The organism is Arthrobacter sp. 05T444 (genome assembly GCF_056395905.1).
Window position 1 is genome coordinate 183,308 of the sequence record NZ_JBFTKK010000001.1, and the last position, 26,854, is coordinate 210,161.

Consider the following 26,854-nt stretch of genomic DNA (forward strand, 5'->3'; position numbering starts at 1 on the left):
CGGCGCCGGGTCAGTGCATCCCCCTGAGCAGCCTGGCAAGCACCGGGACGTTGACAGTGTTCGGCGCGGGCCCGCCGGCCAGGAACTGCTTGAGGCCCCTGGCGAGACCGGCTGCGTTGACCACCTGAACAACATCGGAGGAGCCGCGGGACCGGCGGTGGTGATCGATGACGGGTTCGTGAAGGTTGCCGTCCGGGCTGTGGACCACTGTCCACCCCGTCACGTTCAGTTCGGGGAAGATGTCCTGCATTGCCCAGACCACCTGGGTCAGCTGCGGGGGAGCGATTGACCGGCCGCCGTGGTTAAGCGTGCCGCCGTCCCAGGCATAGGCGCCTTTGGGCAGGAGCATGGATCCGATCAGGGCAAGCCGGTAGCCCGAGAGCAATGCGTGATCGATGTGGCTGTTGTCCGCGGGAGACTGCAGGCCATTGATCAGCCGTGCCGCCGGGATCGCAGGCAGAACCTGCCGGCTGATGAGCTGAACGGTCCGCAGCTCGCGCTGGATCCGGGCTTCGGCGCCGAAGATGCCGCGTTTTCTCGGCATCCCATGGACCTGCCGGCTGGCCACGTCGAACGGGACAAGTGGGACGGCGCCTGGGGTGTCAAAGGGCGGCACGTAAATGGGCTCGTCCCCCGAGGTGTTCCGGGGAGTTCCCGGCCTGTGGATCGTCGCGGAGGCATGGCTTCCGGCCGCCGGTGCATCAAAGTGTGCCTCGTCCGCGCCTTCCCTGTTCCGGTGCCGGGGTCCGCCGGCGTAAGAGCGGTCATAGGCCGCCCTCCGCCGGGGGTCGATCAGGGTTTCATACGCCAGGGTGACTAGCCGGAACGTTGCGGCGTCACCGCCGTGATCGGGATGCGAGGCCCTTGCCGCCCGGCGGTAGGCCACCTTGATCTCCCTGTCCGTTGCGGTCACGGGGACGCGGAGTACCTCGTAGTGGGAGCTGTTGCCCTCGCTCAAGCACGGTCCTTCGGTTGATGTTGCCAGCGCACTCACGCCGCCCGGTCAGCCAAGCATATCGGCCGGCCATGCCGGACTAGTCAGACAACGTCCGTGCCTGTGTCCAAGGTTCCCGGCGGCAATGGAGCGCCCACGCGGCCGGGTCCACATCGAACGGCCCCGGCGGCAATGGAGCTGCGCCCAACGGCCCGGCACTTAGAGGGAGGGGCGGCCCCGTCTAGACTTTTGCGAAGGCCCGTAGTGCGCGGGGGACGAGCCGCACGCCGCATCCGGGTGCCGGCGACAATTGGAAGGTGGAGATGGCCGAGGTGCTATGCGCTTTGCGGCGAGGCAGTCTGAGAAGCCGTGACCGACGTCGCCCCGGTCCGGGGCAACTGGCTCCCGGGCGCAGGGCTCAAGAACGTCGGGCGTGGGTAGTGGTGGCTGCAGTAGTGGCCGCGGCGTTTCTCGGGGCTGCAGCGTGCGGGTGCCGGACCCGGCCGCCCCGGACACGGCACCCGCCACCCGCCAGCCCGCCACCCCTACGGTCTCACCGGGTCACGATGCCGGCGCCGTCGCCGCGCGCAGCATGCCCTTCTCGGCAGGGTCCACGCTCGCCCGCGGCGTTCCCGTGCAGTTGTCCGACGGTCTGGCTGACGCGCCGGGCTGGCGGCGGGCAGGGAACGGCGCCGGAGCCGCCAGTGAGTACCGGAAATCCGACGGCTGCCTGGCCGCGGCCAAGGTCCGGATCAATCAGTGGCCGCTGGTAGCAGGCAACGACAGGGAATCGACAGAGGGGCTTTTCGCCTATCTCGATCCCACCATCCTGCCGAAATACCTGACGCCGGCATCGCTTCGCTGGGGCGGAGAACCGGGCAGGCAGGGTCCGACCGTGGATGTCCTCGTCCTTGAGCGTGCCGCTGTATCCAAGGGCACCACCGGTGCCGTGCTGGCCAGGGTATTCGGGAAGGCGGGTTCATCCGTTTTTGTGGCCATCTCATGCCCGACGGCGTCAGCGCTCACCGCCGCAAAGACGGACGTCGCGCGCTGGCTCACCGTCGTGCCGCCTGCCGAGTAACAGCCGGACCCCTGCCGTGCTGCGCGTGGTGAGCTATGCGCTAGCGCGGTCAGGGGTCTCAGGCTGTCGGGTCAGGGCTGTGGGCGTTCACGCCATGCTTTGTTACGCCGTGGACCTTTGCTACGCCGAGGACCGGAGGCCGGGGCGAAGCTACTTTCGGGCGGCCGTAGCGAGCCGGTTGAGCGCCAAGGCCCCCACCAACAAGCCGAAGTCGCGCAGCGCGACGTCGTAGAAGTTGCCGAGAATGAGCAGGTTCACGATGATGCCCAGCAGCCACGCAGCCACCACCAGCGAACCGATCCGTGGGCGGAACGCCACGAGCACCCCTGCAACAATTTCGATGATCCCCACCACGTACATGAAGGTCTGCCCGGACACGGGGACCACCGACGTCGCGACCGGGGCGAGGTAGCCCGTCCAGTCCGTGAGCAGGTTGAAGAATTTGTCCAGGCCAAACAGGATCGGCGCCACCGTAAAGACGGTTCGCAGGAGCAGGAAGGCCTGCCGGGCAGTGTCCTGCGCCAACGCTCCGGTCCTTGTGGCGTCGTTTGCAGACGGTTTCATCACTGGGGTTTTCATGACACGCTCCTTCTAAAAGTAGATAACTTGATTTTAGACCCGGCGTGGACATTTAAGCAACGGATCTTGTTTTTAGAGATACGCTTGAGTCATGACCCGTGAACCAACCACAAAGCTGTCGTGGGCAGCGCGGCTTGCCGCCCTCACGTCACTGGGTGATGCCACCCGGCGGCGGCTTTTTGAGTTCGTCGCCTCATCGCCTTCAGCGGTGGGGCGCGACGACGCAGCCGGCGCCCTCGACCTGCCGCGCAGCACGGCATCCTTTCACCTGGACCGTTTGGTGCGGGATGGCCTGCTCGCCGTCGAATTCAGGAAGCTTGGCGGGAAGGCCGGCCCCGGTTCGGGCCGCCCGGCCAAGCTGTACCGCCCGGCGCTTGACGAAGTCGGAGTGTCGGTCCCGGACCGGAGTTACGACCTCGCCGGGGAGCTCATGGCGTCCGCAATCGAGGCGTCAATGTCTGGCCAGGGTTCCGCCCACGAAGCACTCGTCGCCACGGCCCACTCCCGCGGCCGTGCTTCGGCTGAGCGCGGGGCCTCCCTGGAGGAACTGCTGACCGAAACCGGGTACCGGCCGACGCCCGACGGGCAGGGGGGCATTGTGCTGATGAACTGCCCCTTCCACCGGCTCGCTGACGGGCATGCGGACGTAGTCTGCGCCATGAACGGCGCCTTCCTCAGTGGCGCCGCCTCCGCCTGCGGTGTGCCGGAGGAGAAGGTGGAAGAGGATCGGACCTCTGGACGCTGCTGTGCCAGGATCAGGCCGTAAGGGGCTGTTTTCGCGCCCGAAGGGCCGAACGTGCCGCACGGCCGCGGGTAGAATTGATCCTGTGCCTGCTTACCTGGACCATGCCGCCACCACGCCCATTGCCGCCGAGGCTCTGGCCGCGCTGACCCGCGAACTGGCCCGGACCGGAAACCCGTCGTCCCTCCACGGTGCCGGACGCCGCGCCCGGCGTTCCGTTGAGGATGCACGCGAAACCATCGCCGCAGCCGCTGGAGCGCACCCGTCTGAGGTGATCTTCACCTCGGGCGGCACCGAGGCCGACAACCTCGCCGTCAAGGGCCTCTATTGGTCCAGGCGCAGCGACGACCCAGGCCGGCGGCGGATACTCTGCTCCGCCGTCGAGCATCATGCCGTCCTGGACACCGTGGAATGGCTGGAACGCCACGAAGGTGCCGAGGTCGCCTGGCTTCCGGTGGATTCCGACGGCGTGCTGGACCTTGAGGCGTTTGAGGCCGAACTCCTGCGCGATCCGCAGTCGGTTGCCCTCGTGACGGTCATGTGGGCCAACAACGAGGTTGGCACCGTCCAGCCCATCCAGCGGGTCGTGGAGCTTTCCCACCGCGCAGGGGTGCCTGTTCACTCCGACGCCGTGCAGGCCTTCGGCTCCGTGCCCTTGGATTTCAAAACTTCCGGCCTCGACGCCATGTCCATTTCCGGGCACAAGATCGGCGGCCCCGTGGGCGTCGGCGCCCTGATGCTGGGACGCGCCGTGAAGCTCACCCCGGTGCAGCACGGCGGCGGCCAGGAACGGGACGTCCGCTCGGGCACCCTGGACACCGCGTCGATCGCCGCCTTTGCGGCAGCCGCTGACACAGCAGCCAAGAATCTCCGCGAAGAATCAGCACGGATAGCGGCCCTCAGGGACAGGCTCATTGCGGGGGTCCACGAAGCCGTTCCTGCGGCGGTGTTACGTGGAGCGCCCGGGGCGGGCCGGCTTCCCGGGAACGCGCACTTCACTTTTCCAGGCTGCGAAGGGGATTCGCTGCTTTTCCTGCTTGACCTTGCCGGCGTGGAATCGTCCACCGGATCCGCCTGCACCGCCGGTGTCCCACGCCCGTCCCATGTCCTGCTGGCCATGGGGTTGGACGAGGAAACCGCCCGCGGTGCGCAGCGCTTTACCCTCGGCCATCCGTCGACGGAAGCGGATGTGGACGCGCTCCTGGCTGCCCTGCCGGGAGCCTACTCCCGCGCCCGGCAGGCCGGGATGGCCGGCCATGAGTCATCCATCCAGACCGCTGCCACTGTTGCCCGTCAGGCGTCCGGCATCAGCTGATCAAACGGGACCGCCGGGTCGGCCAGCGTTTCGGCAGCCACCTCCGAGCGCGCGGAAATGAGGGCCTTGATGGTCTTCTGCGCGCTTGGCTTGCTGGACCGTGGCCAGTTGACGCTCATGCCTGCCACTACGCGTCCTTCCCGTTGCCAGAAAGCGACGAACTCCTTCGACTCCAGGGACCCCCGGAGGACGGGAGCGGCGCCTGCGGCAAGAGACGGGAAGCCCGAATACTCCATGCTGACGTCAAACTGGTCTGTGTAAAAGTACGGGATGACGTCCAGGGCGGCGTCGTGGCCGAGCATAGATTTTCCTGCGACCTTGCCGCCGTTGAGCGCGTTGGCCCAGTGTTCACTGCGGATGTGCTCGCCCGTGAACGGATGCAGGGCATTGGCCACATCGCCGGCAGCGAAGATGTCGGGGGCGCTGGTCCGCAGCGACGCATCGGTGAGAATGCCGTTCCGTAGCTCCAGGCCGGCCGCGCCGGCCAGTGCGGTGTCCGGAACGACCCCGACGGCGATGACCACGATGTCCGCCGGCAGCTGCTCGCCCGAATCCGTGAGCACTCCGGTGACTTTGCCCGCGTGCCCGGTGATTTCACGTGCCGACGCCGGCAGCCGGAAGTGCACGCCGTTGCCCTCGTGCAGGGCCCGGAAGAACCGGCCCAGCTCAGGGCCAATGGCGCCGCCGAGTGGAACCGCCTCCAGCCCAAGAAGCGTGACGTGGTTCCCGTAGCTGCTGGCCGCTGCTGCCAGCTCCATGCCAATCCAGCCCGAACCGATCAGGACAACATTGCGGCCACCGTCCGCGAGCAGGTCCCGCAGGTGGCGGCTGTCATCCAGCGTCCGGAAGGTGGTGACGCCGTCGAGTCCGGTGCCCGGCAGCTGAAGGGGCCGGGGGAGTGCCCCTGTGGCGAGAAGCAAGGCACCGTAGTGCTGCGATCCGCCGTCCGCATAACGGACGGTGTGGCTGACCGGATCAACCTCGGTGACGGGAACGCCGAGGCGCAGGCTGACATTGTTGTCCGCATACCAGTTCTCCGGCACCACCTCCACGTCGTCCTCCCCCGCTTTTCCCAAGAGGTATTCCTTGGAAAGCGGCGGTCTGATGTAGGGGTAATGGGACTCCGCCCCGGCAATTGTGATCTGGCCTTGGAATCCTTCAGTGCGAAGTGTGCGGGCGGCTGTGGCGCCGGCCAGTCCCGCCCCCGCAATAATGATGCTCTCAGGGGTCATGATCAGCTCGATTCGTCCGGCGGGCCACTGCGCCCGCGCTCTAAAACCATTGCCTTTGACTTTAGAAGGGACGCCGGGAACCGTCAAGGTCCCGGACGTCAGGAGAAGATGGGCCGCCACGGCGATTCAAGCCCCGATTCCGTCGGGCGGTAGAATAGACGGGCAAGCGGCGTGTCAGCGGGTTCACCACCCTGACTTGCTGCACCGGCCTGAAGGCCGGATTGCCGTGAACAGCCTACAGAAAGCCGACATGCGAGTTTTAGCAGCCATGAGCGGCGGAGTTGACTCCGCCGTTGCCGCCGCCCGCGCCGTTGAGGCGGGGCACGACGTCGTCGGGGTTCATCTTGCGCTGTCCCGGATGCCCGGCACCCTGCGCACGGGAAGCCGGGGCTGCTGCACCATCGAGGACTCCCGAGACGCCTGGCGCGCGTGCGATGTCCTAGGGATCCCCTATTACGTCTGGGACTTTTCCGAGCGGTTCAAGGAGGATGTGGTCCAGGACTTCATCGATGAATACGCTGCCGGCCGGACGCCCAACCCCTGCATGCGCTGCAACGAACGCATCAAGTTCGCCGCGCTCCTGGAAAAGGCAATCGCCCTGGGCTTCGACGCCGTGTGCACGGGCCACTACGCCAAGGTCATCGAAGACTCGGACGGCAACCGTGAACTACACCGTGCCGCGGACTGGGCCAAGGACCAGAGCTACGTCCTTGGTGTGCTCACGCACGAACAGCTCAAGCACTCGATGTTCCCGCTCGCGGAAACCCCGTCCAAGGCCGAGGTGCGGGCCGAAGCGGAGAGGCGCGGACTGTCCGTGGCCAACAAGCCTGACAGCCACGACATCTGCTTCATCCCCGACGGCGACACGGCCGGCTGGCTCGCGGAGAAAATCGAGATGACCACCGGCGACATCGTTGACGAAACCGGGTCCAAAGTCGGCGAGCACCCGGGGGCCAATGCCTTCACGGTCGGCCAGCGCCGCGGTCTGAAGCTGGGCACGCCGGCAGCCGACGGCAAGCCCCGGTTCGTGCTGGAAATCCGGCCCAAGGAAAACAAGGTCGTGGTGGGACCCGAGGCGCTCCTGGCCATCGATGAGATCCGCGGCATCAAGGTCTCCTGGGCTGGGCTGCCCATCAGCGAAGTGGACACCGGTGCCGAATTCGACTGCTACGCCCAGGTCCGCGCGCACGGCGACCCCGTTCCTGCGAAGGGCCGGGTAGAGCGGATTGCCGATGACGGCGGCCTCTCTCGGGACGGCCTCGTGGTTACGCTGACGGAGCCCCTGCGCGGCGTCGCGCCCGGGCAGACCGTTGTGCTGTACCAAGGCAGCCGGGTTCTCGGCCAGGCCACGATCGACACCGCGCGCTCGATGCAGCGCGCCGAGCTGAACTAACGCGCCCTCTGGATTGATCTCTCAACTCCGGACCATGTAGCGGCCGGCGGATTTCCGCCGGCCGTTTTTTCGTACCCATGAGTAGGTCCGGAACCCTGACCCACCCAATTATGGTAAATTTTGTGTCTCATCTCACAGGATGCAACGTTTCACCGGGCAACCGTCTGGTTCAATCAAGGCATCAGGACTGCGTGTCGCCCGCACAATTCATGCCGGGCCGCGCGCGCAATCATCGAACAGAAAGTTCACAGATGGCAATGAACAAAAAAGCCTTGCAGGGCGCTATCGCGTTCGCAGGCATTTCCGCTTTCGCACTGACTGCCTGCACGGGCCCCTCCGGCGGCGGCGGAACATCCACCGGCAGTGCTGGCGGTGGCACCATCACGTACGGCACCACGGACAAGGTGGTTACTCTCGATCCTGCGGGTTCCTATGACGCCGGCTCCTTCATGGTCATGAACCAGATCTATCCGTTCCTCATGAACTCCAAGCCCGGATCAGCGGAGGCCAGCCCCGACATCGCGGAGTCCGCCTCCTTCACGAGCCCCACGGAATACACCGTGAAGCTTAAGCCGGGCCTCAAGTTTGCCAACGGCCACGCGCTAACCTCTTCGGACGTCAAGTTCTCCATCGACCGCGTTGTCAAGATTGCGGACCCCAACGGGCCGGCTTCGCTGCTCTCGAATCTGAAATCGGTGGCAGCCAAGGATGATTCCACGGTCGTCTTCACGCTTAAGGCGGCGAACGACCAGGTCTTCCCGAGCGTCCTCGGTACCAACACCGGCCCCATCATCGATGAGGAAGTCTTTCCGGCAGACAAAGTCATGGGCGACGACGACATCGTCAAGGGCAAACCCTTCGCGGGCCAGTACACGATCGAGAGCTACAAGAAGAATGAGCTTGTCAGCCTCAAGGCCAACCCGGACTACAACGGCCTGCTCGGCAAACCCGCCAATGACGGCGCCAACATCAAGTACTACGCTGACTCGAACAACCTGAAGCTGGATGTGCAGCAGGGCAACATCGACGTCGCCGGCCGCAGCCTCACAGCCACCGACGCCGCCGACCTGGAAAAGGATTCCAAGGTCAAGGTCCACAAGGGCCCGGGCGGCGAGCTGCGCTACATCGTGTTCAACTTTGACACCATGCCGTTCGGTGCAAAGTCCGCGGATGCGGATCCCAAGAAGGCGCTCGCAGTACGCCAGGCCATGGCCGACATTGTCGACCGCGACGCCATCGCCACCCAGGTCTACAAGGGCACTTACCTGCCGGCGTACTCTGTCGTCCCGGATGGACTGCCGGGTGCAGCCCAGCCTCTCAAGGAAATGTACGGTGACGGCAACGGCAAGCCGGATGTTGAAAAGGCCAAGAAGGCCTTCGCCGACGCCGGTATTTCCGGCACCGTCAACATCAAACTGCAGTACAACCCGGACCACTACGGTAAGTCTTCCGGCGACGAGTACGCCATGGTCAAGGAACAGCTGGAGAAGTCCGGCCTGTTCAAGGTGGACCTGCAGTCAACCGAGTGGGTCACCTACTCCAAGGCACGCACCGCGGATGCCTACCCGGTCTACCAGCTTGGCTGGTTCCCGGACTATTCCGACGCCGACAACTACCTCACGCCGTTCTTTATCCCCGGCAACTTCCTGAAGAACCACTACGAGAACCCGGCTGTCACCGACCTCGTCAAGAAGGAACTGGTCACGGCTGACAAAGCCGAGCGCGAAAAGCTTCTGGGTGACGCGCAGACCGCCGTCGCCAAGGACCTTTCGACGTTGCCGTTGCTGCAGGGCGCTCAGCTCATGGTGGCCGGCGCGGATGTCAAGGGCGTGGAACAAACCCTTGACCCGTCGTTCAAGACGCGTCTCGGCGTGATCTCCAAGTAGGACCTGACCCCATCAGATCCTGTCCAGCTTAGGAGGCGGGACGCCCAGCCGGCGTCCCGCCTTTTCTGCTGGATGCACAGTAGATCCGGGGCGCCACGGTGCCCCGGAAACGTCAACTTTAGGTAAGAATGACTACTCTGATTGAGGCGCCGCCAAGCGACGCCGACGGCCTACTGCCGTCAAAGAAAAAATCGGCCGGCGGGGGACTTGGCCAGTACATCATGATCAGGTTCCTGCTGATCTTTCCAACTATTTTCATCCTGGTCACCATGGTGTTTTTCCTGATGCGGATCACCGGCGATCCCATTACGGCAGCCATGGGCGGCCGGCTTCCACCGGAACAGCTGCAGGAGCGGATCCATGCCGCGGGCTACGACCGCCCCCTCCTGGTGCAGTACTTCGAGTACCTCGCCCAGCTCATCACCGGCAATTTCGGCACCACACTCTCCGACAACCGCAAGGTGACGGAGATGCTCGCCACCTACGGTTCGGCCACGCTTGAACTGACGATCAACGCCCTGATTGTGGCGCTCCTGGTCGGCATACCTTTCGGCATGATTGCAGCGCACCGCCGCGACCACATGCCCGACGCCGTGCTGCGCGTGTTCGCGATCCTCTGCTACGCCACACCGGTCTTCTTTTCGGGACTTCTCTTCAAGCTCACTTTCTCGGTCTGGCTCGGCTGGTTCCCTGTTGCAGGGCGTGCCAAGACATCCAGCGAACTATCGCTCACAGCGCTCCAGGCGCCTACCGGGATCTATTGGCTTGATGCGGTCCGAAGCGGGAACATGGCCGCACTGGGAGACGTGCTGGCGCACGCCGTGCTGCCAGCGCTCGCCCTGGGGCTCCTGACGGCCGGGATCTTCCTCCGGCTGGTCCGTACGAACGTGATCGGTACTCTCGGCAAGGACTACATCGAGGCGGGGCGTTCCCGCGGAGTCAGCGAATTCAGGCTGGTCACCAAGCACGCCTATAAGCCGGCGCTGATCCCGATCATCACCGTGATGGGCCTTCAGATCGCCGTGATGCTTGGCGGGGCAGTCCTCACGGAAAAAACCTTCGAGTGGAAAGGCCTGGGCTTCCAATTGGCCAATTACCTGACCGCCCGCGACTTCGTGGCGGTGCAGGGCATCGTGGTGTTGCTGGCCGTCATCGTGGCCGTCACCAACTTCATCGTGGACATCGTGGCCGCGCTGATCGATCCCAGGGTGAGGTACTGACATGAGCACACCTACTCCGGTGTCGTCCACCGTCCACCGCAGTGTGCCCCTGTTCAAGAGGCTCCCTGTCATTTCGCACTTCAACAAGAGCGTGGGGCTGCAGCGCACGATGCTCGTCATCGGCCTCGTCCTGACCGGGCTGTTCCTCCTCACGGCGATCTTTGCGCCGCTCGTGGCACCCTACGGCTTTGCCCAGCTCTCCGACAACGACGGCAGCTTTCCCACGCAGGACCCGCCGGGTGGCAAGCATCTGTGGGGAACGACTGTGGGCGGTTACGACGTGTTCTCCCGCGTCATTTGGGGTTCGCAGACTGCCATCTTCGTGATCGTCGTGGCCGTGGTGCTGTCCATCTTCGCCGGCGTCATCCTGGGCCTGGTGAGCGGTTACCTCGGCGGCTGGCTGGACCGCATTCTTGTGGTCGTCGCGGACGCCATTTACGCGTTCCCCTCCCTCCTGGTGGCCATTGTCATGGCGATTGTCATCAGCGGCGGCGAGTCGAACCTGTTCGGGGGCGTCCTGGCGGCGGCCATCTCAATCACCGTGGTGTTCATTCCGCAGTACTTCCGGGTCATCAGGGCGGAGACGATACGCCTCAAGGCTGAACCGTTCGTCGAATCGGCCAAAGTGGTGGGCGCTTCGAATGTCCGCATCATGAGCCGACACATCTATCGCAACGCCACCAGGACGCTGCCGCTGATCTTCACCCTGAATGCCTCCGAGGCGATCCTGACTCTGGCGGGTCTTGGCTTCCTGGGGTTCGGCATCGAGCCCAGCTCGGCCGCGGAATGGGGCTTCGACCTCAACAAGGCGCTTGCTGACACAACTTCCGGCATCTGGTGGACGGGAGTGTTTCCCGGTCTGGCAATTGTGTGGACAGTGCTTGGCCTCACGCTGGTGGGGGAGAGCATCAACGACCTGAACGATCCACGTCTTCGCGGACGCAAGAGTGCCGGCGGCAAAGGCAGCGGACCGGACCCCACAGCGGTAGCCCAGGCGGCCCTGCAAGCAGAGGTGAGATAACTTTGAGCATCGACATAGGTTCAGTGTCCGACCGGCACGAGGCCAGCGGCAGCCCTGTTCTTGAGATCGAGAATCTCAAGGTCACTTTCGCTACCGACGGCGGCGACGTATACGCCGTCAAGGACGTCAGCCTCGAGGTGAAGGCCGGCGAGGTCCTCGCCATCGTGGGCGAATCCGGCTCCGGCAAAACCGTCACCGCCAAGACCATCCTCGGCCTGCTTCCGGAAACGGCCACGAGCGGCGGGGCGGTGCTGATCAACGGCAACAACGTCATCAGCGTCAGCGCGGCCAAACTCAGGCAGATCCGTGGACGTGACGTGGCGATGGTCTTCCAGGAGCCGTCCACGGCCCTGAATCCCGTCTTCACCGTGGGCTGGCAAATCGCAGAGGGCATCCGTGCCCACGCGGGCGGCGGGCAGCGGGTATCCGCCAAGGAAGCCAAGACCAGGGCCATCGACGCCCTCCGCAAGGTGGGGATCCCCGATCCGGAGAACCGCGTCAACTACTACCCGCACCAGTTTTCCGGCGGGCAGAAGCAGCGCGTGGTCATTGCCGCAGCGCTGGCCCTGAATCCCGGACTGATCGTGGCGGATGAGCCCACCACTGCATTGGACGTCACGGTCCAGGCGGAAATCCTCGAGCTTCTGCGGGATCTTCGGGACAAATACGGAACGGCCATCGTGCTGATTACGCACAATATGGGGGTCGTCGCCGATCTCGCCGACCGCGTCGTGGTGATGTACCAGGGCGACGTCGTCGAAGAAGCCCCGGCGAAGACGCTGTTCGCCGAACCCCGGCAGGACTACACGAAGAAGCTGCTGGCAGCCGTCCCGCACCTTGGCCGGAACTCGGCTTCGGAAGGGATGACTGAGCGGGCGCACCAGGGCGGGAAGGTCCTGGTCGAGGCCAAGGACCTGACCATCGAGTACCCCGGCCGGCTGGGTACGCCTGCCTTCAAGGCTGTGGACGGTGTCAGTTTCACAGTCTCCGAGGGGGAGGTCTTTGGCCTTGTGGGCGAATCCGGCTCGGGGAAGACCACCATCGGCCGTGCCATCGCAGGCCTCAACCGGACCACCGGCGGAAGCCTGAACGTGCTGGGCTACGAGATGCTCAACCTCAAGGAGCGGACGTTCAAGCCGCTGCGCAAGGAAATCGGGTTCGTCTTCCAGGACCCGGCCGCATCGTTCAATCCGCAACTGACCATCGGGGATTGCGTGGCGGAACCGCTCATCATCCACACAAACCCAACCCCGGCCCAGGCACGCAAGCGCGTTGGCGAGCTGCTCGAATCAGTCCAGCTGCCGGCGTCGTACGCTGACCGCTTTCCGCACGAGCTGTCCGGCGGGCAGCGCCAGCGGGCATCGCTGGCCAGGGCCCTGATCCTCAACCCGAAGCTGCTGATCGCTGACGAGCCGACGTCTGCGCTGGACGTTTCGGTGCAGGCGAAGGTCCTGGAGCTGTTCAAGGAAATCCAGCTGGAGTTCGGGTTCGCTGCACTGTTCATCAGCCACGACCTCGCAGTGGTGGACATGCTCTCGCACTGGGTAGGTGTGCTGTACAAGGGCAAACTGGTTGAGCAGGGGATCGGCCACGACGTCATGGGTGCGCCGCGGCACGACTACACGAAGCGGCTCATCGCCTCGCTGCCCGTGCCTGATCCTGCCGAGCAGGCGAAGCGGCGGGAAGACCACCGCACCCTCCTGGGCATCTAGCCCGGCGGTCAGGGACTGGCAAGCGTGCCCACTCTCCACAGCGGAGGGCGGGCACGCTTTGTCTTGCTGGGGTCATCCTTGTGCCTTAGCCGGTGACCACCTTGATGTTGAACGCATTGTTGTTGCCCTGCGTCAGAAAAATCCGGAGCCACAGCGGCAGCCACATTTCCATCCCGCGGGCGGCGTCCAGGGGTCCCAGATCCTTGATGTGTTCCGCCCGCCAACCGAATTCCGCGAGCAGCCGCGCCACCACTTCCTTGGCTTCAGGGTCGTCGCCGGCCAGAAAGGCGTCGTGGTCGCCGCCGGCCAGCCGCTCCGGGGCCACCATGACGTCGGCGCGCATGGTGTTGAGGGCCTTGACCACCCTGGCCGTCGGGAACGCCCTTTGGATGGTTTCCGCGAGGCTGTCCGTATTCGATATGGAGAGCGACGGCGGGAAACCCGCCGAATGGTCCAGCGGATTGGCCACGTCGATCAGCACCTTGCCGCCCAGGTTCATGGTGCTCGCGGCCGCGAGCACTTCGAGTGACACAGCGCCTGGTGTGGCGTTGATAACTACCTCACCATCCGCGGCTGCATCGAAGAACGTGGCGGCCTTCGCGAGCGGGCCGGCACCGGCAGCCCACTCCACTGCTGCCTCGTTCGTGGCCGACCGAGAACCGAGCGTGACGCTGTGCCCAACCTCCACCAGTCTGCCTGCCAGGGTTCTGCCCACAATGCCCGTGCCAAGAACTGCGATCTTCATGCCAACCTCCATCGTCGGTGTGTTGCGGAACACTTACATTCTCCGTCCGGCGGAGGCCGGTGCGGGCGCTTAACACCGGCGGAGTTCCCGGCTCTGCCCATAGACTGGAACCATGACCGAGCTAAACCATGATCTGCCTGACACTGAGTCCTACGACCCCGCCGCGAGCTCGCTGGCCGGGCACGTGGATCCCGAAGTGATGGCGGAGCTGTTGTCGATCCGGTCCAGCATCGACAACATCGATGCAACCCTCGTCTACCTCCTGGCGGAACGGTTCAAGGCGACGCAGAAAGTGGGCTTCCTCAAGGCGGCCCACCGGCTTCCCGCGGGCGACCCCGGCCGGGAAACGGCGCAGATTGCACGGCTGAGACGGCTCGCGGAAGATGCCCAGCTTGACCCTGCCTTCGCGGAAAAATTCCTGAACTTCATTATCGGCGAGGTGATCCGCCACCATGAGGCGATCGCCGAGGACCATCTCAATGCCGCCGCGCGGGGTACTAACGGCCAGGCCGGTGCCGTCCGGCCGGCCGGCCCGGTCTCCGGCCCCTCAACACCGCTCAACGCCTAAGCCGTGCCTGCAGCAGAAGAGGCGCAGCAGCTCCAGGTGACTGCCACCGCGCTGGGCCCATGGCCGGGGCATGATCCGGTTGAGGCCGCCCGCATCATCCGCGGCGAACTGGGCAGCCCGCATCTTCCGTTCCTCGCCGAACTGCCGGACCGTGGCGTCGGCGCCGACGCCATAGGGCGCACGGCGTCCCTGCTCGTGGAGATGGCGGTGGACGTCCAGCCCTACGGCTGGCGCATTGTCGACCGGCCCGGTCGCGATCTCACCCGGGCGAGGTCGGCGCTCTCCACGGACATCAACGTGCAGGCGGATGTTGCAGGGGCAGAGGACACCCCGGCGGCTGAATTCAAGGTTCAGCTTGTGGGCCCATTGAGCCTGGCCGCCGGACTGCACCTCCACAACGGTGAGCGGGCCCTGATTGACTATGGCGCACGGCGCGACATCGCAGCCTCCCTTGCTGCCGGCGTGGGGGAGCACCTTGGACGCGTGGCCAGCGCTGTTCCGGGCGCACGGCTCGTAGTTCAGCTGGACGAACCGGATATCGCGTCGGTACTGGCCGGCACCATTCCGACGTCCAGTGGTTACCGGACGCTGCGCTCCGTCGCCGGCCAGGAGGTGGCGGATCTTTGGCGGGTAGTGGTGGATGCCCTCCGGGCCGCCGGCGCCGCCGAGACTGTCATTGCCGTACCGGAAATCGAGGCGCCGTTTGAACAGATTCTCGCCGCCGGTGCCGACGGGATAGCCGTTCCGCTCAAGGCACTGACGTCACGCCAGTGGGAACAGCTGGCCGAGGCCGTCGAAGCCGGCAAGCGGCTCTGGGCCGGTGCCCTGGCAGTGGAGAACCCTGCCTCTGAATTGCCGAGGGCCGCGGAGGTCGCAGACGCGGTGTGGCGACCTTGGCGGCAACTTGGGCTGCCGGCGGCGTCGCTGGGCACGCTCCGGATCACCCCTTCCGCGGGACTTGAGGGGTACGCGCCGTCGGGTGCTTCAGCGGTGCTCACCCGGCTGACGCACGCGGCCGATGCCCTGAACCAGCTCGCATTGGGCTGAACCCGCAACCGGGCTAAACCCGTCACCGGACTGACCCGCAACCGGACTGACCGCGGACCGGCAAGAAACCCGGACCGGGCAGAACCTGCAACGCGGCAGGGTTTCTCGGGCGGTCAGCTCCGCTGCTCCCACCGGTCCGGCGCGGCGTACGGTGGAAGGAATCCAGGCGCTGAAGTGCCGTCCGGATAGGACTCGAGCCTGTAGTCGAAGCTTCCGGCGTAGACCAGGACGAGGCCGATCTGGGGCTGGATGACCTTCACCTGGATCCGGTGGCGGCCATAGTGGCCCGCCGAAGCGTCCCACCATTGCTCGGCATATGCTTTTGCGTCCAGCGACGCCGGCAGCGGCAGGCGCAGCGGCCCCAGGAACAGCCGGGACGCATCGGAGATACCCCGGAGCCTGCCCTCGGGCGTGGCGCTGAGGTTCAGGTCGGTGACCAGCCGGCGATATCTGCCCACATAATCCACGAGCTGGGGCCGTCCCGCCGCCCCGCGGGCGGTCGGAGAGCGCACGCTTGTCGTGTCCTGGAAGATCCTGGTGCGGCCGGGGAGGAATATCTGCCGCCGGGCTGTCAGGCTGGACCGGCCGAACGGGTCGAGGTGCGCGTGGTTTTCTATCCGGAATGGCACGCGCTCGCCGTATTCGGGAAAAAATGCCTGCTCCCCGGATGTGATCCGCAGCAGTGGGCTCAGCCAGCGTTGCCGGCAGCCCACGACATCGAAGATGCCTTCACCCACGCCATAGCGGCCTGAACCGGGCGCCAGCGAAAAGTAGTCCTGCAGCTCCGGCTGCAACTTGGCGAAGCCGGCGCCCATGGCCTGTTCGTAAATCGGCGTGTTCACGGGGGCCTCCTGATGGGCGGATCTGTCTGGCTGAATCCTAGCGGCTGCCCGCATCCCCGGACGGAATCGATGTGCGGTCCTGCGCCGCCGCCATGCCGAGGATCCCGTCAATAAGACAAAGCAAGGGCAATAAGGGAATATATAACTATGAAGGCACGCATTCTGGTAGTTGATGATGACGAGGCGTTGGCTGAAATGATCGGCATTGTCCTGCGCAATGACGGCTTCGAGCCTGTCTTTTGCGCGGACGGCGGGCAGGCCTTGGAAGTCTTTCGCTCCTCGAAGCCGGATCTTGTGCTGCTGGATCTGATGCTCCCCGGGACCGACGGTATCGAAGTGTGCCGGCAGATCCGTGCGGAGTCCGATGTTCCCATCGTCATGCTGACTGCCAAGTCGGACACCTCGGACGTCGTCCGGGGCCTGGAGTCCGGCGCCGACGATTACGTGCCTAAGCCCTTCAAACCCGCCGAACTGGTGGCCCGTGTCCGGGCGAGGCTCCGGCCCGGCGACCAGAAGGCTCCGGAGACGCTCCGCATCGCGGATATCACGATTGACGTCGCAGGCCACGCGGTGAACCGCGGCAGCGAACGGATTTCCCTGACGCCCCTGGAGTTCGATCTTCTGGTAGCCCTGGCCCGCAAGCCCTGGCAGGTGTTCACCCGCGAACTGCTCCTTGAGCAGGTCTGGGGTTACCGCCATGCGGCGGATACCCGGCTGGTCAATGTCCATGTCCAGCGGCTGCGGTCGAAGATTGAACGTGATCCGGAAGCACCGGAAGTAGTATTGACGGTTCGTGGTGTCGGCTATAAAGCAGGTTCCTGAACCCCAGGGCCAGAATCCCTCTGACGCCCCGGAGGGTAGCGGCACCGGCGCCAAGGCGCCGGATTCCGTGGCGCCGGGACGCCCTGCGACTGACCTTGAGGGGACCGGCTCCGATGTCACCGGCGCCGCTGAAACTGACGGCGTAGTGACCGCCGCGGACAGTACCCGGAAGCCCCATTCTCATCCGGCTCCGGAGCATACTGACGCCCTCGCAGCCAGCCTCGCCCGGTTACCGTCGCAGGCCCGGATCTGGCGGCGGCGGGCACTGATCGTCTCACTCCGGGTTGCGCGCCTGGTGCGTAGCGGACTGGACAGGGTTTTCCCCGGCATCCGGTTCCTGCTGTACTCCTTGCAGCGAAGGTGGCGGCGTTCGCTGCAGTTCAGGACAGTCCTGACGACACTTCTGCTTTCGATGAGTTCATTTGCGATCGTCGGGGCGTACCTGTCCAACCAGATTGCCAACAACCTCTTCCAGGAACGCCTGACCCAGGCGGAGTCCGAAACCCGCTACAACGTCAAGCAGGTGCAGGACACGTTCGACGGCGCCCAGGTCACCGACCAGTCCAGCGTGATCACGCTTGTCTACGACACCCTGAATGCAGTTGAGGGCAAGGGCTCGGTGATCCAGCGCCGATACGTGTTTGAGGCGATGCCCGAGCAAACCAAGCCCCGCAACCGCTGGGTCGAGTCCCGGGCATCTGACCAGCTAACGGTCAGTGTCATTCCCAAAGAGCTCCGGGCCGCGGTGCAGGATTCCGGCAAGGAGCAGTTCTGGGCGTCCACAGAGTTCCCGGTGGGAACGGAAGACCGCCCGGGTATCGCCGTCGGCAACAAGGTGACGTTCAACGGCACCGTCTACGAGCTGTATCTGATCTACGATCTGAACACGGCGCAACAGACACTGAACGAGATCCAGAACGTCCTGTGGGCTGGCGGTGCAGCCCTGATCCTTATGATCGGCGCCATCGCGTGGTACGTCACCCGGAACGTTGTTAGCCCCGTCAGCCATGCGGCGGTAGTGTCCGAAAAACTCGCCGCCGGACAGCTGCAGGAGCGGATGGTGGTCAAGGGTGAGGATGAAGTGGCGCGTTTGGGAGCGTCCTTCAACCACATGGCGGCCAGCCTCCAGGAACAGATCACCCAGCTCGCAACACTGTCACAGATGCAGCAGCGCTTCGTTTCCGACGTCTCCCATGAGCTCCGGACCCCGCTGACCACCGTGCGCATGGCAGCTGAGGTGTTGTACGACGCCCGCCACGATTTTGACCCTATTAACAAAAGGTCCGCGGAGCTGCTGTACAACCAGGTGGAACGGTTCCAGTCGCTGCTGGCGGACCTGCTCGAGATCTCCCGGTTCGACGCCGGCGTCGCCATGCTGGACGCCGAAGCCACAGACATTGTTCAGCTCATTGCCCACGTAATGGAGGGAGTAGCTCCCGTTGCCGAAGAGTACGGTTCGGGCATGACACTCAATGCGCCGGAGGGAAGCATCGTGGTGGAAATGGACGCCCGGCGCATCGACCGCATTCTGCGGAACCTTGTGCTGAATGCCCTGGAACACGGGGAGGGAAAGCCGGTCAACATCTCGGTGGCGTCCAACGGCACCGCAGTGGCTGTCACCGTCAGGGACCACGGGATTGGCATGAGTCCGGCTGAAGCGGCGCGGGTCTTCGACCGCTTCTGGCGCGCCGATCCCGCCCGGGCCCGGACTACGGGAGGCAGTGGCCTGGGCCTGTCCATCGCGACGGAGGACACGAAACTCCACAATGGCTGGCTCCAGGCGTGGGGCAGTAAGGGCGCCGGCTCCAACTTCCGGCTGACCCTGCCCCTGAAGCAGGGCGACACGATCACGAAGTCGCCGCTTCAGCTTGAGCCGGCGGAGGTTGGCCTGACCTCTTCCACCGACCACACCGTGCTCGTGCTGGGACACAGCGTGCCTGCAGCGGCTGATCCGGGCGAGCCCCACGAAGCCGCGCAGGTGATTGAAGCTGTTCAGGCCGGCGAAACGTCGGCGCGCGAAGCAGCCGGCACAAGGGAGAGGCCATGAGCGGCAGGGCACTGTGTGGCAGGGGCATCCTGGCAACCATTTTCGCCGTCGTGCTTCTGTTTGCGACGTCCTGCGCCCAAATCCCGAGATCGGGACCCGTCGGGAAGAGTACCGACGAGAGCGCGGGAAATCCGAATGCCCCGGTATTTTTCCCGGTGGCGCCCCGGACGGGCTCAAGTCCCGAAGCGGTCATCGAGGATTTCTATCTTGCGGGCAGCGGCTACGAGGACGACTACGCGGTGGCCCGGCAGTACCTCACCCAGGCCTCTTCGGTCGCTTGGAAGCCTGACCAGCGGACCCTGGTGTTCCGATCGGAGCAGGTGGTAAAGACCGGCGTCGAGGGTGTCTTCAACTATGAACTTGACGTTGCGTATTCAGTGGATTCCGACGGCGTCGCCACCCAGATGCCGGCGGGAACCAGGGAGAGCATCCCGGTCACACTGACCCAGGTCGACGGGGAATGGCGGATTTCCAAACTTCCGGACGGCACCGCCATTCCCGAAGAGACATTCAAGGTCATTTACGGTGCCTACCCGATCTACTTCTACGATCCCGCCTTCACCTACGCCGTTCCTGATGTGCGATGGTTCATCAAGAAGAAGACCGTCAAGTCGATGACGAGTGCCCTGCTCGCCGGCCCCGCGCCCTACCTCAAGGGCGCCGTGGTCAGTGCCTTCCCGTCAGGCATGAAACTGGCGCGGGAGTCGGTTCCGGTGGTCTCAGGAGCGGCCCAGGTGGACCTGTCAGCCAAGGAACTCACCGAAGCCTCCACCGAGGACAGGCTCCGGATGCAGACCCAGCTGGCCCTGACGTTCCGCAGCCAGCCGGATGTCATCAATGTGGAGCTAAGGGCCAATCAGGACCTTGTGCGTGTTGAAGATAATGGGACGGTGCTGCCGCCGGTCCAAAACAGGAATGCCCCGGCACGCCAGATCGCCGTCAGCAACAACGAGTTGGTGCGCTACGAAAACAACAGGATTTCTCCGCTTCCTGACATGCAGTCCGTTGCGGGCCTGAAGCCGCGGTCGCCTGCAGAGTCGCCGGTTTCGCAGTCGGTGGCCTTCCTGGACGGCAGCCGCAGCACACTGTATTCCATGGTTCCCGGGCAACCCCCGAGGGCCCTGATCACGCGGAGCACGCTGTCCCATCCGTCGTTCAGCCTGCATGACTGGGTCTGGACCGCGGGACCCGGAGTGCAAGGGGTCACCGAGCTCACTGCCTTCCGTCCCACCGGGATAGCGCAAGCTGCCTCCGTGCCGTCGGTGACACTGGCTCCCTCCTGGCTTGCGGGCCGTACGGTCAAGGATTTCCGCGTCTCCCGCGAGGGCGTCCGGGCGCTGGTTATTTCCGAGCAAAACGGTTCCACCCGGGTCCAGGTGACAGGCATCATCCGCAGCGCGGACGGGACTCCCAAGGAACTGACGGCCCCGATCACGCTGCAGGCCAGTGACAGCCCCAACCAGGGCGTCTGGGTCAACGACACGACCGTTGCGGTGATGAAGGGCGCCGCCTCTGCGAATGTCACCCCGGAGCTGCTTTCCCTCACCTCGCCCCAGCCCCAGAAGCTGGCCCCGTGGCCAGGCTTGGTTGCTCTCAGCGCCGGCAACGGACCCGAGGAGATCTTCGCGCAGTCCGCGGACGGCGTCTTCCAGCGGCTCGGAAATGGTTGGTCCCCTCAGCTGAAAGGACCCAAGGACCCCTCGTTTCCCGGCTGAGTGATTCGACGGGTTTTCCACAAACGGCCCTTGGTTTCTTTCCCGGCGCCGCCATTCAAGGGACGCTTGCTGTGTGGAGATTCGACGCAGGGCGCCGGCAGTCAGCATGCCAAGGGACCCGGACCTGCTGCCTGAGCCGGTCTGGCCTGCCAGGCACCGCGGCCAACATCCGCAGCGGCTGCTGAGGGCCGCCGATTCGCTGGCCGGCGCGGCGGCCGAGGTCGTGGCCTTGGCAGTGCCGGTTGAGTGCGTCTGCTGCGGCAAGGAGGACCGGGCTATCTGCCCGGGCTGCGAGCGGCAGGTCCGGCTGCTGACGCGGCACCCGTTCCGGGCCGAGTCTGCGGCACATGCCCTGATGGACGTGGACGGGTCAATCATTCTGCCCGTGGTGGCAGCGGGCATCTACCGAGAAGAGTTGGCTCAGTCGGTCCTTGCGTTCAAACGGCATGGACAGCGGCCGCTCACGGCTGTTCTGGCGAAGGCCCTTGGCCGGGCGATCCTCGCCGCGGCTGCCGGAGCCGGGGACATCTGGCTCGTGCCCGTGCCCAGCAGCCATGGCGCCTACCGCAAACGAGGGTTCAGCCCGGTCCACCTGATGCTGAACTTCCTCATCCGCAGCAACGCCCTCCACGGCATGAGCTGCCACGATGTGTTGCGGAAGGTGCGGACGCCCGGAGTAGCCTCAGCCGTTCCCGGCGGTCAGAAAGGCTTGGGAAGAGGGGACAGGTCCCGGCGCGTCCGTGGTTCCATGCGCGCTGTCAGGAAGGGGCGTGCGGGCGGATTGCGGGGCCGCCCGTGCATCATTGTCGACGACGTCCTCACCACGGGTTCGACGCTCGCTGAAGCCGCCCGGGCAGTGCATCAGGCAGGGGGAGTGGTCCGCGGGGCGGTGGTCCTGGCTGCCGCCCGTGCGCCTGATGCTGCACCCCCGCTGGCCCGGTCCGAAGCGGACTGCCGGTACCGGAGACATACAAAAAAATAAACAGCGAAAGGATGAATAACTCGTTGCTATGAACTAACGTCGGGTATGGGTACCAAGATCAGTTGTACCTTTCGATAGCGGCTCGGAAAGGGGCTCGACTGTCATTCAGATCGTCCCCACGAAGCGCCGCCGTCGTGTCACCGAAGTCATTTGGAGGGCACCATGGAGTTCATGATCAGCGGACGAAATCTGACGGTCTCGGACCGATTCCGCGAATACGCCGGCGAGAAGATCTCGAAGATCGAGTCGCTCGGGGACAAGGTCCAGAGGGTGGACGCGAAGGTTTCCAAGGAAACGAACGCGCGCCAGACCGGTGACCAGCTCACAGTCGAAGTGACAGTCCTGGGCCGAGGCCCCGTAATCCGTGCCGAAGCAAGCGCCGCAGACAAGTTCGCCGCGTTCGATCTCGCCTACAACAAGCTGCTTGAGCGGCTCCGCAGGGCCAAGGACCGCAAGAAGGTCCATCACGGTCGGCATACGCCCAAAGCAGTACGCGAGGCCACGGCAACATTGGAGCCTGCCAGCTCTAACGAACCTATTTACGTCGAAGCGAGCCACCGTGACGAGCCTGCTCAGGAGCCGGTTGAGAAGTCTCCGTACGACGTCGACAACGACATTCCCGCCGGCGACTCGCCGGTCTTGATCCGCCGCAAGGTGTTCCCTGCCGCTTCCCTCACGCTGGATGATGCCGTGGACAGCATGGAACTTATCGGGCACGACTTTTACCTCTTCGTGGACAAGGCCACGAATGCGCCGTCTGTGGTCTACCGGCGCCGGGGCTGGACCTACGGTGTCATCACACTCGACCATTACTGCGAGCCCGGCGAGAACACCGCCGAGGAGAAGATCCACGCCTACCGCTCCGACGATGCGGCTGCAACAGCCTAGGATGGTGCCCTAACAAACGAAAGGGCTGGCATGGGTGCAACGCTGAGCCTTTCACAGGCCCGGCGGATTGCCCTGGCAGCCCAGGGACTGGACAAAGGACGGCCCGCCGCGCCCGTGACTTCACGGACGGTGGGCCGTACCTTTGCCCGGATCCAGCTGGTCCAGATCGACTCCGTCAATGTCCTGGCCAGAAGCCATTTCCTTCCCTTCTTCTCGAGGCTTGGCAATTACGACCGCACCATCCTTCAGCAGATGGCGGGCAAGCATCCGCGCCGGATGATGGAATATTGGGCCCACGAAGCGAGCTTCATCAGGCCTGAACATTTCCAGGACCTTGTGGTGTGGCAGAACCGCACTTGGGTTGGCGCTTCCGCAATGGATCCAGGCCTGAAATCCGGCGTCACCCGACTGGTGCTGGATGCCCTCGCTGGCGGAAAGCCGATGACTGCCTCCGAGCTCACAGCGGCCATCGGCCACGTGGAGGACCGTAAACACGTCAACTGGGGCTGGAACTGGAATGCCGTCAAGCGCGTCCTGGAGCACCTGTTTGAAGAGGGTGTCGTCTCTTCGGCTGCGCGCACGGAGCAGTTCGAGCGCAAGTATGCGCTGACCCGCGACGTGTTGCCGGCCACGGCCGCGCAAGCGGCACCGGACCCCGCTGCAGCCATGGACAGGCTTATCGACGCGGCCGCACAGGCGCACGGGATAGGGACCGTACGGTGTTTCGCCGACTACTTCAGGACACCGATCAAAGCCGCGGCTGTATCGGTTCAGCATCTCGAGGAGAGCGGACGGCTTGAAGCGGTGACGGTGCAGGGCTGGGACCGGAAGCTGTACCGCCATGTTGACGCCCGGTTACCGCGCGCTGCAACCGGCCGGGCTTTGCTCAGCCCTTTCGACTCACTGGTTTTCGAACGCCGGAGGCTGGAAGAGCTTTTCGGGTTCCACTACCGGATCGAGATCTACACCCCTGAACCAAAGCGCCGGTTCGGTTACTACGTTCTCCCTTTCCTGCTCCGGGACCGCCTCGTGGCCAGGGTGGACCTCAAAGCAGACCGGGCCGGCGGCAAACTGCTGGTCCGGGCGTGCTTTGGCGAGCCGGACGCACCGGAGGACACCGCCGTCGAACTTGCCGCCGAGCTTCGGCTGATGGCCGAGTGGCTGGGGCTGGAGGACGTGGTGGTGTCTCCGGCCGGAGACCTCGCCGGAAGTGTCTCGGCCGCCGTCCAGGAAACAGGAGAGCAGTATCCGCTCTCAGGGAACAGGGGCAACGTGCTCTGCGTCTCTCCCGTAGACTAAACACGCCAGAATTCGGCAGCATGAGACTGGGAGCAACTTCACGTGGCATCACTAATCGAAAAACTTCTCCGCACGGGTGACAAAAAAACCCTGAAGCAACTGCGGAACTATGCCGATTCCATTAACGCCCTTGAAGACTCATTCAAAACCTTCACCGACGCCGAACTGCGTGAAGAAACGGACCGGCTCCGGGCCCGCCACCAGGATGGCGAAAAGCTGGATGATCTCCTCCCAGAGGCTTTCGCCGCCGTGCGCGAGGCGTCTTCCCGCACCCTTGGCATGCGGCACTTCGACGTGCAGCTCATGGGTGGTGCCGCACTTCACCTGGGCAACATCGCCGAAATGAAGACCGGTGAAGGCAAGACCCTCGTGGCCACAGCTCCTGCCTACCTCAACGCCCTGGCCGGCAACGGCGTGCACGTCATCACGGTCAACGACTACCTGGCCGAATACCAGTCCGAGCTCATGGGCCGCGTCTACCGCTTCCTCGGCCTCACCAGCGGCTGCATTCTTTCCAATCAGGACCCGTCCGTCCGCCGCGAGCAGTACGCCGCGGACATCACCTATGGCACCAACAACGAGTTCGGCTTCGATTACCTGCGCGACAACATGGCATGGGATAAGTCGGAGCTCGTCCAGCGCGGACACCACTTCGCGATCGTCGATGAGGTCGACTCCATTCTTATCGACGAGGCCCGGACCCCGCTCATCATCTCCGGTCCCGCCCAGGGCGACACCAACCGGTGGTACAGCGAATTCGCCAAGGTCGTACTGCGGCTGCAGCCGGAGAAGGACTACGAGGTCGACGAAAAGAAGCGCACCGTCGGCGTCCTGGAAGGCGGGATTGAAAAGGTCGAGGACTACCTGGGCATCCAGAACCTCTACGAGTCCGCCAACACTCCGCTGATCGGCTTCCTGAACAACGCCATCAAGGCCAAGGAACTGTTCAAGCGGGACAAGGACTACGTCATCCTTGACGGCGAGGTTCTCATTGTCGACGAGCACACCGGCCGCATCCTGGCCGGCCGCCGCTACAACGAGGGCATGCACCAGGCCATCGAAGCCAAAGAAGGCGTCGAGATCAAGGCCGAGAACCAGACGCTCGCCACCGTGACCCTGCAGAACTACTTCCGCATGTACGGCAAACTGTCCGGCATGACCGGCACGGCGGAAACTGAAGCCGCCGAATTCATGAGCACGTACAAGCTCGGAGTGGTTGCCATCCCCACCAACCGGGACATGCAGCGCCTCGACCGGTCGGATCTAGTCTACAAGAACGAAACCGTCAAGTTCGATGCAGTGGTCAGGGATATCGCCGAACGCCATGAAAAGGGCCAGCCTGTCCTGGTTGGTACCACCAGCGTCGAGAAGAGCGAGTACCTCTCACGGCTGCTCGCCAAGGAGGGCATCCGGCACGAGGTCCTTAACGCCAAGAACCATGCCCGGGAAGCGGCCATAGTAGCCCAGGCCGGCCGCAAGGCCGCCGTGACGGTGGCCACCAACATGGCTGGCCGTGGAACGGACATCATGCTGGGCGGCAACGCCGAGTTCACGGCCATCGCTGAACTCGCCAAGCAGGGGCTGGATCCGGAAGAGAACTCGGAAGAGTACGAGGCCGCGTGGCCGCAGGCCCAGGAGGCCGCCAAGCAGGCGGTCAAGGAAGAGCACGAGGAAGTACTGAATCTCGGCGGGCTCTACGTTTTGGGCACCGAACGGCACGAGTCACGCCGGATCGATAACCAGCTCCGTGGTCGCTCGGGCCGTCAGGGCGACCCCGGCGAGTCCCGTTTCTACCTCTCGTTGACTGACGACCTCATGCGCCTGTTCAATTCCGGAGCAGCGGAACGCCTGATGAACAGCTCTGTCCCCGATGATGTGGCCCTTGAATCCAAGCTTGTTTCCCGCGCCATTGCCTCGGCCCAGGGCCAGGTGGAGGGCCGGAACGCTGAGCAGCGCAAGAACGTCCTGAAGTACGACGACGTCCTCAACCGGCAGCGCGAAGCCATTTACGGCGACCGTCGCCGCATCCTTGAGGGTGACGACCTGCACGAAAAAGTGCAGTTCTTCCTTGAGGACACCATCAACGCCCTCATCGACGGAGCCACCGCTGAGGGCAACGGCGACGACTGGGACTTCGACCAGCTTTGGACGAACCTCAAGACGCTCTATCCCGTGAGCGTGACCGCGCACGATGTGATCGATGAGGCGGGCGGAAAATCGCGCATCACGGTCGAGTTCCTCCGGGAAGAGATCCTGTCCGACGCCAAGTTGGTGTACCAGGCCCGTGAGGAAACCATTGGCTCCGAGAGCATGCGCGAGCTTGAGCGGCGCGTTGTTCTGTCGGTCATCGGTCGGAAATGGCAGGAACATCTATATGAGATGGACTACCTCAAGGAAGGCATCGGCCTGCGTGCCATGGCCCAGCGTGATCCGCTGGTCGAATACCAGCGCGAGGGCTTCACGATGTTCCAGGCCATGATGGAAGCCATCCGGGAGGAGAGCGTCGGTTTCCTCTTCAACCTTGAGGTCGAAGTTACGCCTGCGGAAGACGTAGTGGTTGCCGATGCCGCCGGTGCGCACACGGAACACCACGAGCCGCAGATCCACGCCGCCGGGCTGGAAGCGCCTGAAAAGCCGGCACAACTGCAGTACACGGCGCCCGCGGAAGGCGGCGGGACCCAGACCCGGATCGAGGGTCGCGCGACGGGACGCTCGGGAAACCCTGCCAAGGCAGCCTCGCAGGACCGCCGTGACGGCAAGAAGAAGCGCTAAGAGCCGCACAGT

The 26,854-nt window shown here is 64.5% G+C and carries 22 protein-coding genes; 17 read left to right on the forward strand and 5 right to left on the reverse strand.

Translation table 11 applies throughout. The annotated features are described in order from the left end of the window. Positions 1-10 precede the first annotated feature (10 nt). On the reverse strand, positions 11-958 hold the full coding sequence (locus AC1DD3_RS00845) for a J domain-containing protein (protein ID WP_476874596.1): 948 nt from the start codon (positions 956-958) through the stop codon (positions 11-13). A gap of 460 nt (positions 959-1,418) precedes the next feature. Here AC1DD3_RS00845 and AC1DD3_RS00850 point away from each other — a divergent pair, with 460 nt between their 5' ends. Then, a complete protein-coding gene (locus AC1DD3_RS00850) occupies positions 1,419-2,015 on the forward strand; it encodes a hypothetical protein (protein WP_476880761.1) in 597 nt (198 codons plus the stop codon). A 150-nt stretch (positions 2,016-2,165) separates the two neighbouring features. Here AC1DD3_RS00850 and AC1DD3_RS00855 read toward each other — a convergent pair whose 3' ends face one another. Next, complete coding sequence (locus AC1DD3_RS00855) at positions 2,166-2,579, reverse strand: hypothetical protein (RefSeq protein WP_476880856.1); 414 nt, start codon at positions 2,577-2,579, stop codon at positions 2,166-2,168. Positions 2,580-2,685: 106 nt separating this feature from the next. Between AC1DD3_RS00855 and AC1DD3_RS00860 the strand changes: the two genes are divergently transcribed. Both AC1DD3_RS00860 and AC1DD3_RS00865 read left to right on the forward strand, forming a co-directional pair. After that, positions 2,686-3,360 carry a helix-turn-helix transcriptional regulator gene (locus tag AC1DD3_RS00860; RefSeq protein ID WP_230117025.1) on the forward strand — a complete coding sequence of 225 codons (675 nt, stop codon included), beginning with the start codon at positions 2,686-2,688 and terminating at the stop codon, positions 3,358-3,360. A 61-nt stretch (positions 3,361-3,421) separates the two neighbouring features. Continuing rightward, positions 3,422-4,651: a cysteine desulfurase family protein gene (locus tag AC1DD3_RS00865; RefSeq protein ID WP_476880762.1), complete on the forward strand. Its 1,230-nt coding sequence runs from the start codon at positions 3,422-3,424 to the stop codon at positions 4,649-4,651. Here AC1DD3_RS00865 and AC1DD3_RS00870 read toward each other — a convergent pair. After that, positions 4,630-5,883, reverse strand: a complete 1,254-nt coding sequence (locus tag AC1DD3_RS00870; protein WP_230117023.1) for an NAD(P)/FAD-dependent oxidoreductase — start codon at positions 5,881-5,883, stop codon at positions 4,630-4,632. The genes AC1DD3_RS00865 and AC1DD3_RS00870 overlap by 22 nt on opposite strands. Before the next feature lie 250 nt (positions 5,884-6,133). Between AC1DD3_RS00870 and mnmA the strand changes: the two genes are divergently transcribed. The 5 genes from mnmA (at position 6,134) to AC1DD3_RS00895 (ending at position 13,115) form a co-directional block, all read left to right on the forward strand. Next, positions 6,134-7,276, forward strand: coding sequence for a tRNA 2-thiouridine(34) synthase MnmA (gene mnmA, locus AC1DD3_RS00875; protein WP_290369700.1), 1,143 nt, complete (start codon positions 6,134-6,136; stop codon positions 7,274-7,276). A gap of 251 nt (positions 7,277-7,527) precedes the next feature. Then, positions 7,528-9,162: an ABC transporter substrate-binding protein gene (locus tag AC1DD3_RS00880; RefSeq protein ID WP_230117022.1), complete on the forward strand. Its 1,635-nt coding sequence runs from the start codon at positions 7,528-7,530 to the stop codon at positions 9,160-9,162. A gap of 128 nt (positions 9,163-9,290) precedes the next feature. Then, on the forward strand, positions 9,291-10,382 hold the full coding sequence (locus tag AC1DD3_RS00885) for an ABC transporter permease (protein ID WP_230117021.1): 1,092 nt from the start codon (positions 9,291-9,293) through the stop codon (positions 10,380-10,382). A 1-nt stretch (position 10,383) separates the two neighbouring features. After that, complete coding sequence (locus AC1DD3_RS00890; protein WP_476880763.1) at positions 10,384-11,403, forward strand: ABC transporter permease; 1,020 nt, start codon at positions 10,384-10,386, stop codon at positions 11,401-11,403. Positions 11,404-11,405: 2 nt separating this feature from the next. Continuing rightward, entirely contained in the window at positions 11,406-13,115 is a 1,710-nt protein-coding gene (locus AC1DD3_RS00895) for an ABC transporter ATP-binding protein (RefSeq protein ID WP_230117019.1), read from the forward strand. A gap of 85 nt (positions 13,116-13,200) precedes the next feature. On the opposite strand, the gene AC1DD3_RS00900 is transcribed toward AC1DD3_RS00895, so the two are convergent. After that, positions 13,201-13,860, reverse strand: coding sequence for an NADPH-dependent F420 reductase (locus tag AC1DD3_RS00900; protein WP_230117018.1), 660 nt, complete (start codon positions 13,858-13,860; stop codon positions 13,201-13,203). A 112-nt stretch (positions 13,861-13,972) separates the two neighbouring features. Here AC1DD3_RS00900 and AC1DD3_RS00905 point away from each other — a divergent pair, with 112 nt between their 5' ends. Together AC1DD3_RS00905 and AC1DD3_RS00910 are read left to right on the forward strand one after the other, a co-directional pair. After that, on the forward strand, positions 13,973-14,428 hold the full coding sequence (locus AC1DD3_RS00905) for a chorismate mutase (RefSeq protein ID WP_476874606.1): 456 nt from the start codon (positions 13,973-13,975) through the stop codon (positions 14,426-14,428). Positions 14,429-14,431: 3 nt separating this feature from the next. Further along, positions 14,432-15,475, forward strand: coding sequence for a uroporphyrinogen decarboxylase/cobalamine-independent methonine synthase family protein (locus AC1DD3_RS00910; RefSeq protein WP_230117016.1), 1,044 nt, complete (start codon positions 14,432-14,434; stop codon positions 15,473-15,475). Positions 15,476-15,588: 113 nt separating this feature from the next. Here the strand turns inward: AC1DD3_RS00910 and AC1DD3_RS00915 are convergent, their stop codons facing one another. Further along, positions 15,589-16,317: a DUF4166 domain-containing protein gene (locus AC1DD3_RS00915; RefSeq protein ID WP_476880764.1), complete on the reverse strand. Its 729-nt coding sequence runs from the start codon at positions 16,315-16,317 to the stop codon at positions 15,589-15,591. A 147-nt stretch (positions 16,318-16,464) separates the two neighbouring features. On the opposite strand from AC1DD3_RS00915, the gene mtrA reads away from it, so the two are divergent. The 7 genes from mtrA to secA all read left to right on the forward strand — a co-directional run bounded on the left by mtrA (position 16,465) and on the right by secA (position 26,842). Continuing rightward, a complete protein-coding gene (mtrA, locus tag AC1DD3_RS00920; protein WP_230117014.1) occupies positions 16,465-17,139 on the forward strand; it encodes an MtrAB system response regulator MtrA in 675 nt (224 codons plus the stop codon). After that, positions 17,111-19,186: an MtrAB system histidine kinase MtrB gene (gene mtrB / locus AC1DD3_RS00925; RefSeq protein WP_476880765.1), complete on the forward strand. Its 2,076-nt coding sequence runs from the start codon at positions 17,111-17,113 to the stop codon at positions 19,184-19,186. The genes mtrA and mtrB overlap by 29 nt, the downstream gene beginning before the upstream one ends. Further along, on the forward strand, positions 19,183-20,901 hold the full coding sequence (locus AC1DD3_RS00930) for an LpqB family beta-propeller domain-containing protein (protein ID WP_230117012.1): 1,719 nt from the start codon (positions 19,183-19,185) through the stop codon (positions 20,899-20,901). Before mtrB ends, AC1DD3_RS00930 begins: the two co-directional genes overlap by 4 nt. Before the next feature lie 73 nt (positions 20,902-20,974). Then, positions 20,975-21,883, forward strand: a complete 909-nt coding sequence (locus AC1DD3_RS00935) for a ComF family protein (protein ID WP_476880766.1) — start codon at positions 20,975-20,977, stop codon at positions 21,881-21,883. A gap of 162 nt (positions 21,884-22,045) precedes the next feature. After that, positions 22,046-22,771 carry a ribosome hibernation-promoting factor, HPF/YfiA family gene (hpf, locus tag AC1DD3_RS00940; protein WP_230117010.1) on the forward strand — a complete coding sequence of 242 codons (726 nt, stop codon included), beginning with the start codon at positions 22,046-22,048 and terminating at the stop codon, positions 22,769-22,771. A gap of 30 nt (positions 22,772-22,801) precedes the next feature. Beyond that, positions 22,802-24,070, forward strand: coding sequence for a winged helix-turn-helix domain-containing protein (locus tag AC1DD3_RS00945; protein ID WP_476880767.1), 1,269 nt, complete (start codon positions 22,802-22,804; stop codon positions 24,068-24,070). Between the two features lie 42 nt (positions 24,071-24,112). Beyond that, positions 24,113-26,842, forward strand: a complete 2,730-nt coding sequence (gene secA, locus AC1DD3_RS00950; protein ID WP_230117008.1) for a preprotein translocase subunit SecA — start codon at positions 24,113-24,115, stop codon at positions 26,840-26,842. The last annotated feature ends 12 nt before the right edge of the window (positions 26,843-26,854 follow it).

Bases quoted from the DNA above. Each gene is read 5' to 3' on its own strand.
- AC1DD3_RS00855 (WP_476880856.1), bottom strand. From the start codon at position 2,579: ATGAAACCGTCTGCAAACGACGCCACAAGGACCGGAGCGTTGGCGCAG.
- AC1DD3_RS00860 (WP_230117025.1), top strand. From the start codon at position 2,686: ATGACCCGTGAACCAACCACAAAGCTGTCGTGGGCAGCGCGGCTTGCC.
- AC1DD3_RS00870 (WP_230117023.1), bottom strand. From the start codon at position 5,883: ATGACCCCTGAGAGCATCATTATTGCGGGGGCGGGACTGGCCGGCGCC.
- mnmA (WP_290369700.1), top strand. From the start codon at position 6,134: ATGCGAGTTTTAGCAGCCATGAGCGGCGGAGTTGACTCCGCCGTTGCC.
- AC1DD3_RS00880 (WP_230117022.1), top strand. From the start codon at position 7,528: ATGGCAATGAACAAAAAAGCCTTGCAGGGCGCTATCGCGTTCGCAGGC.
- AC1DD3_RS00885 (WP_230117021.1), top strand. From the start codon at position 9,291: ATGACTACTCTGATTGAGGCGCCGCCAAGCGACGCCGACGGCCTACTG.
- AC1DD3_RS00890 (WP_476880763.1), top strand. From the start codon at position 10,384: ATGAGCACACCTACTCCGGTGTCGTCCACCGTCCACCGCAGTGTGCCC.
- AC1DD3_RS00900 (WP_230117018.1), bottom strand. From the start codon at position 13,860: ATGAAGATCGCAGTTCTTGGCACGGGCATTGTGGGCAGAACCCTGGCA.
- AC1DD3_RS00905 (WP_476874606.1), top strand. From the start codon at position 13,973: ATGACCGAGCTAAACCATGATCTGCCTGACACTGAGTCCTACGACCCC.
- mtrA (WP_230117014.1), top strand. From the start codon at position 16,465: ATGAAGGCACGCATTCTGGTAGTTGATGATGACGAGGCGTTGGCTGAA.
- AC1DD3_RS00930 (WP_230117012.1), top strand. From the start codon at position 19,183: ATGAGCGGCAGGGCACTGTGTGGCAGGGGCATCCTGGCAACCATTTTC.
- hpf (WP_230117010.1), top strand. From the start codon at position 22,046: ATGGAGTTCATGATCAGCGGACGAAATCTGACGGTCTCGGACCGATTC.
- AC1DD3_RS00945 (WP_476880767.1), top strand. From the start codon at position 22,802: ATGGGTGCAACGCTGAGCCTTTCACAGGCCCGGCGGATTGCCCTGGCA.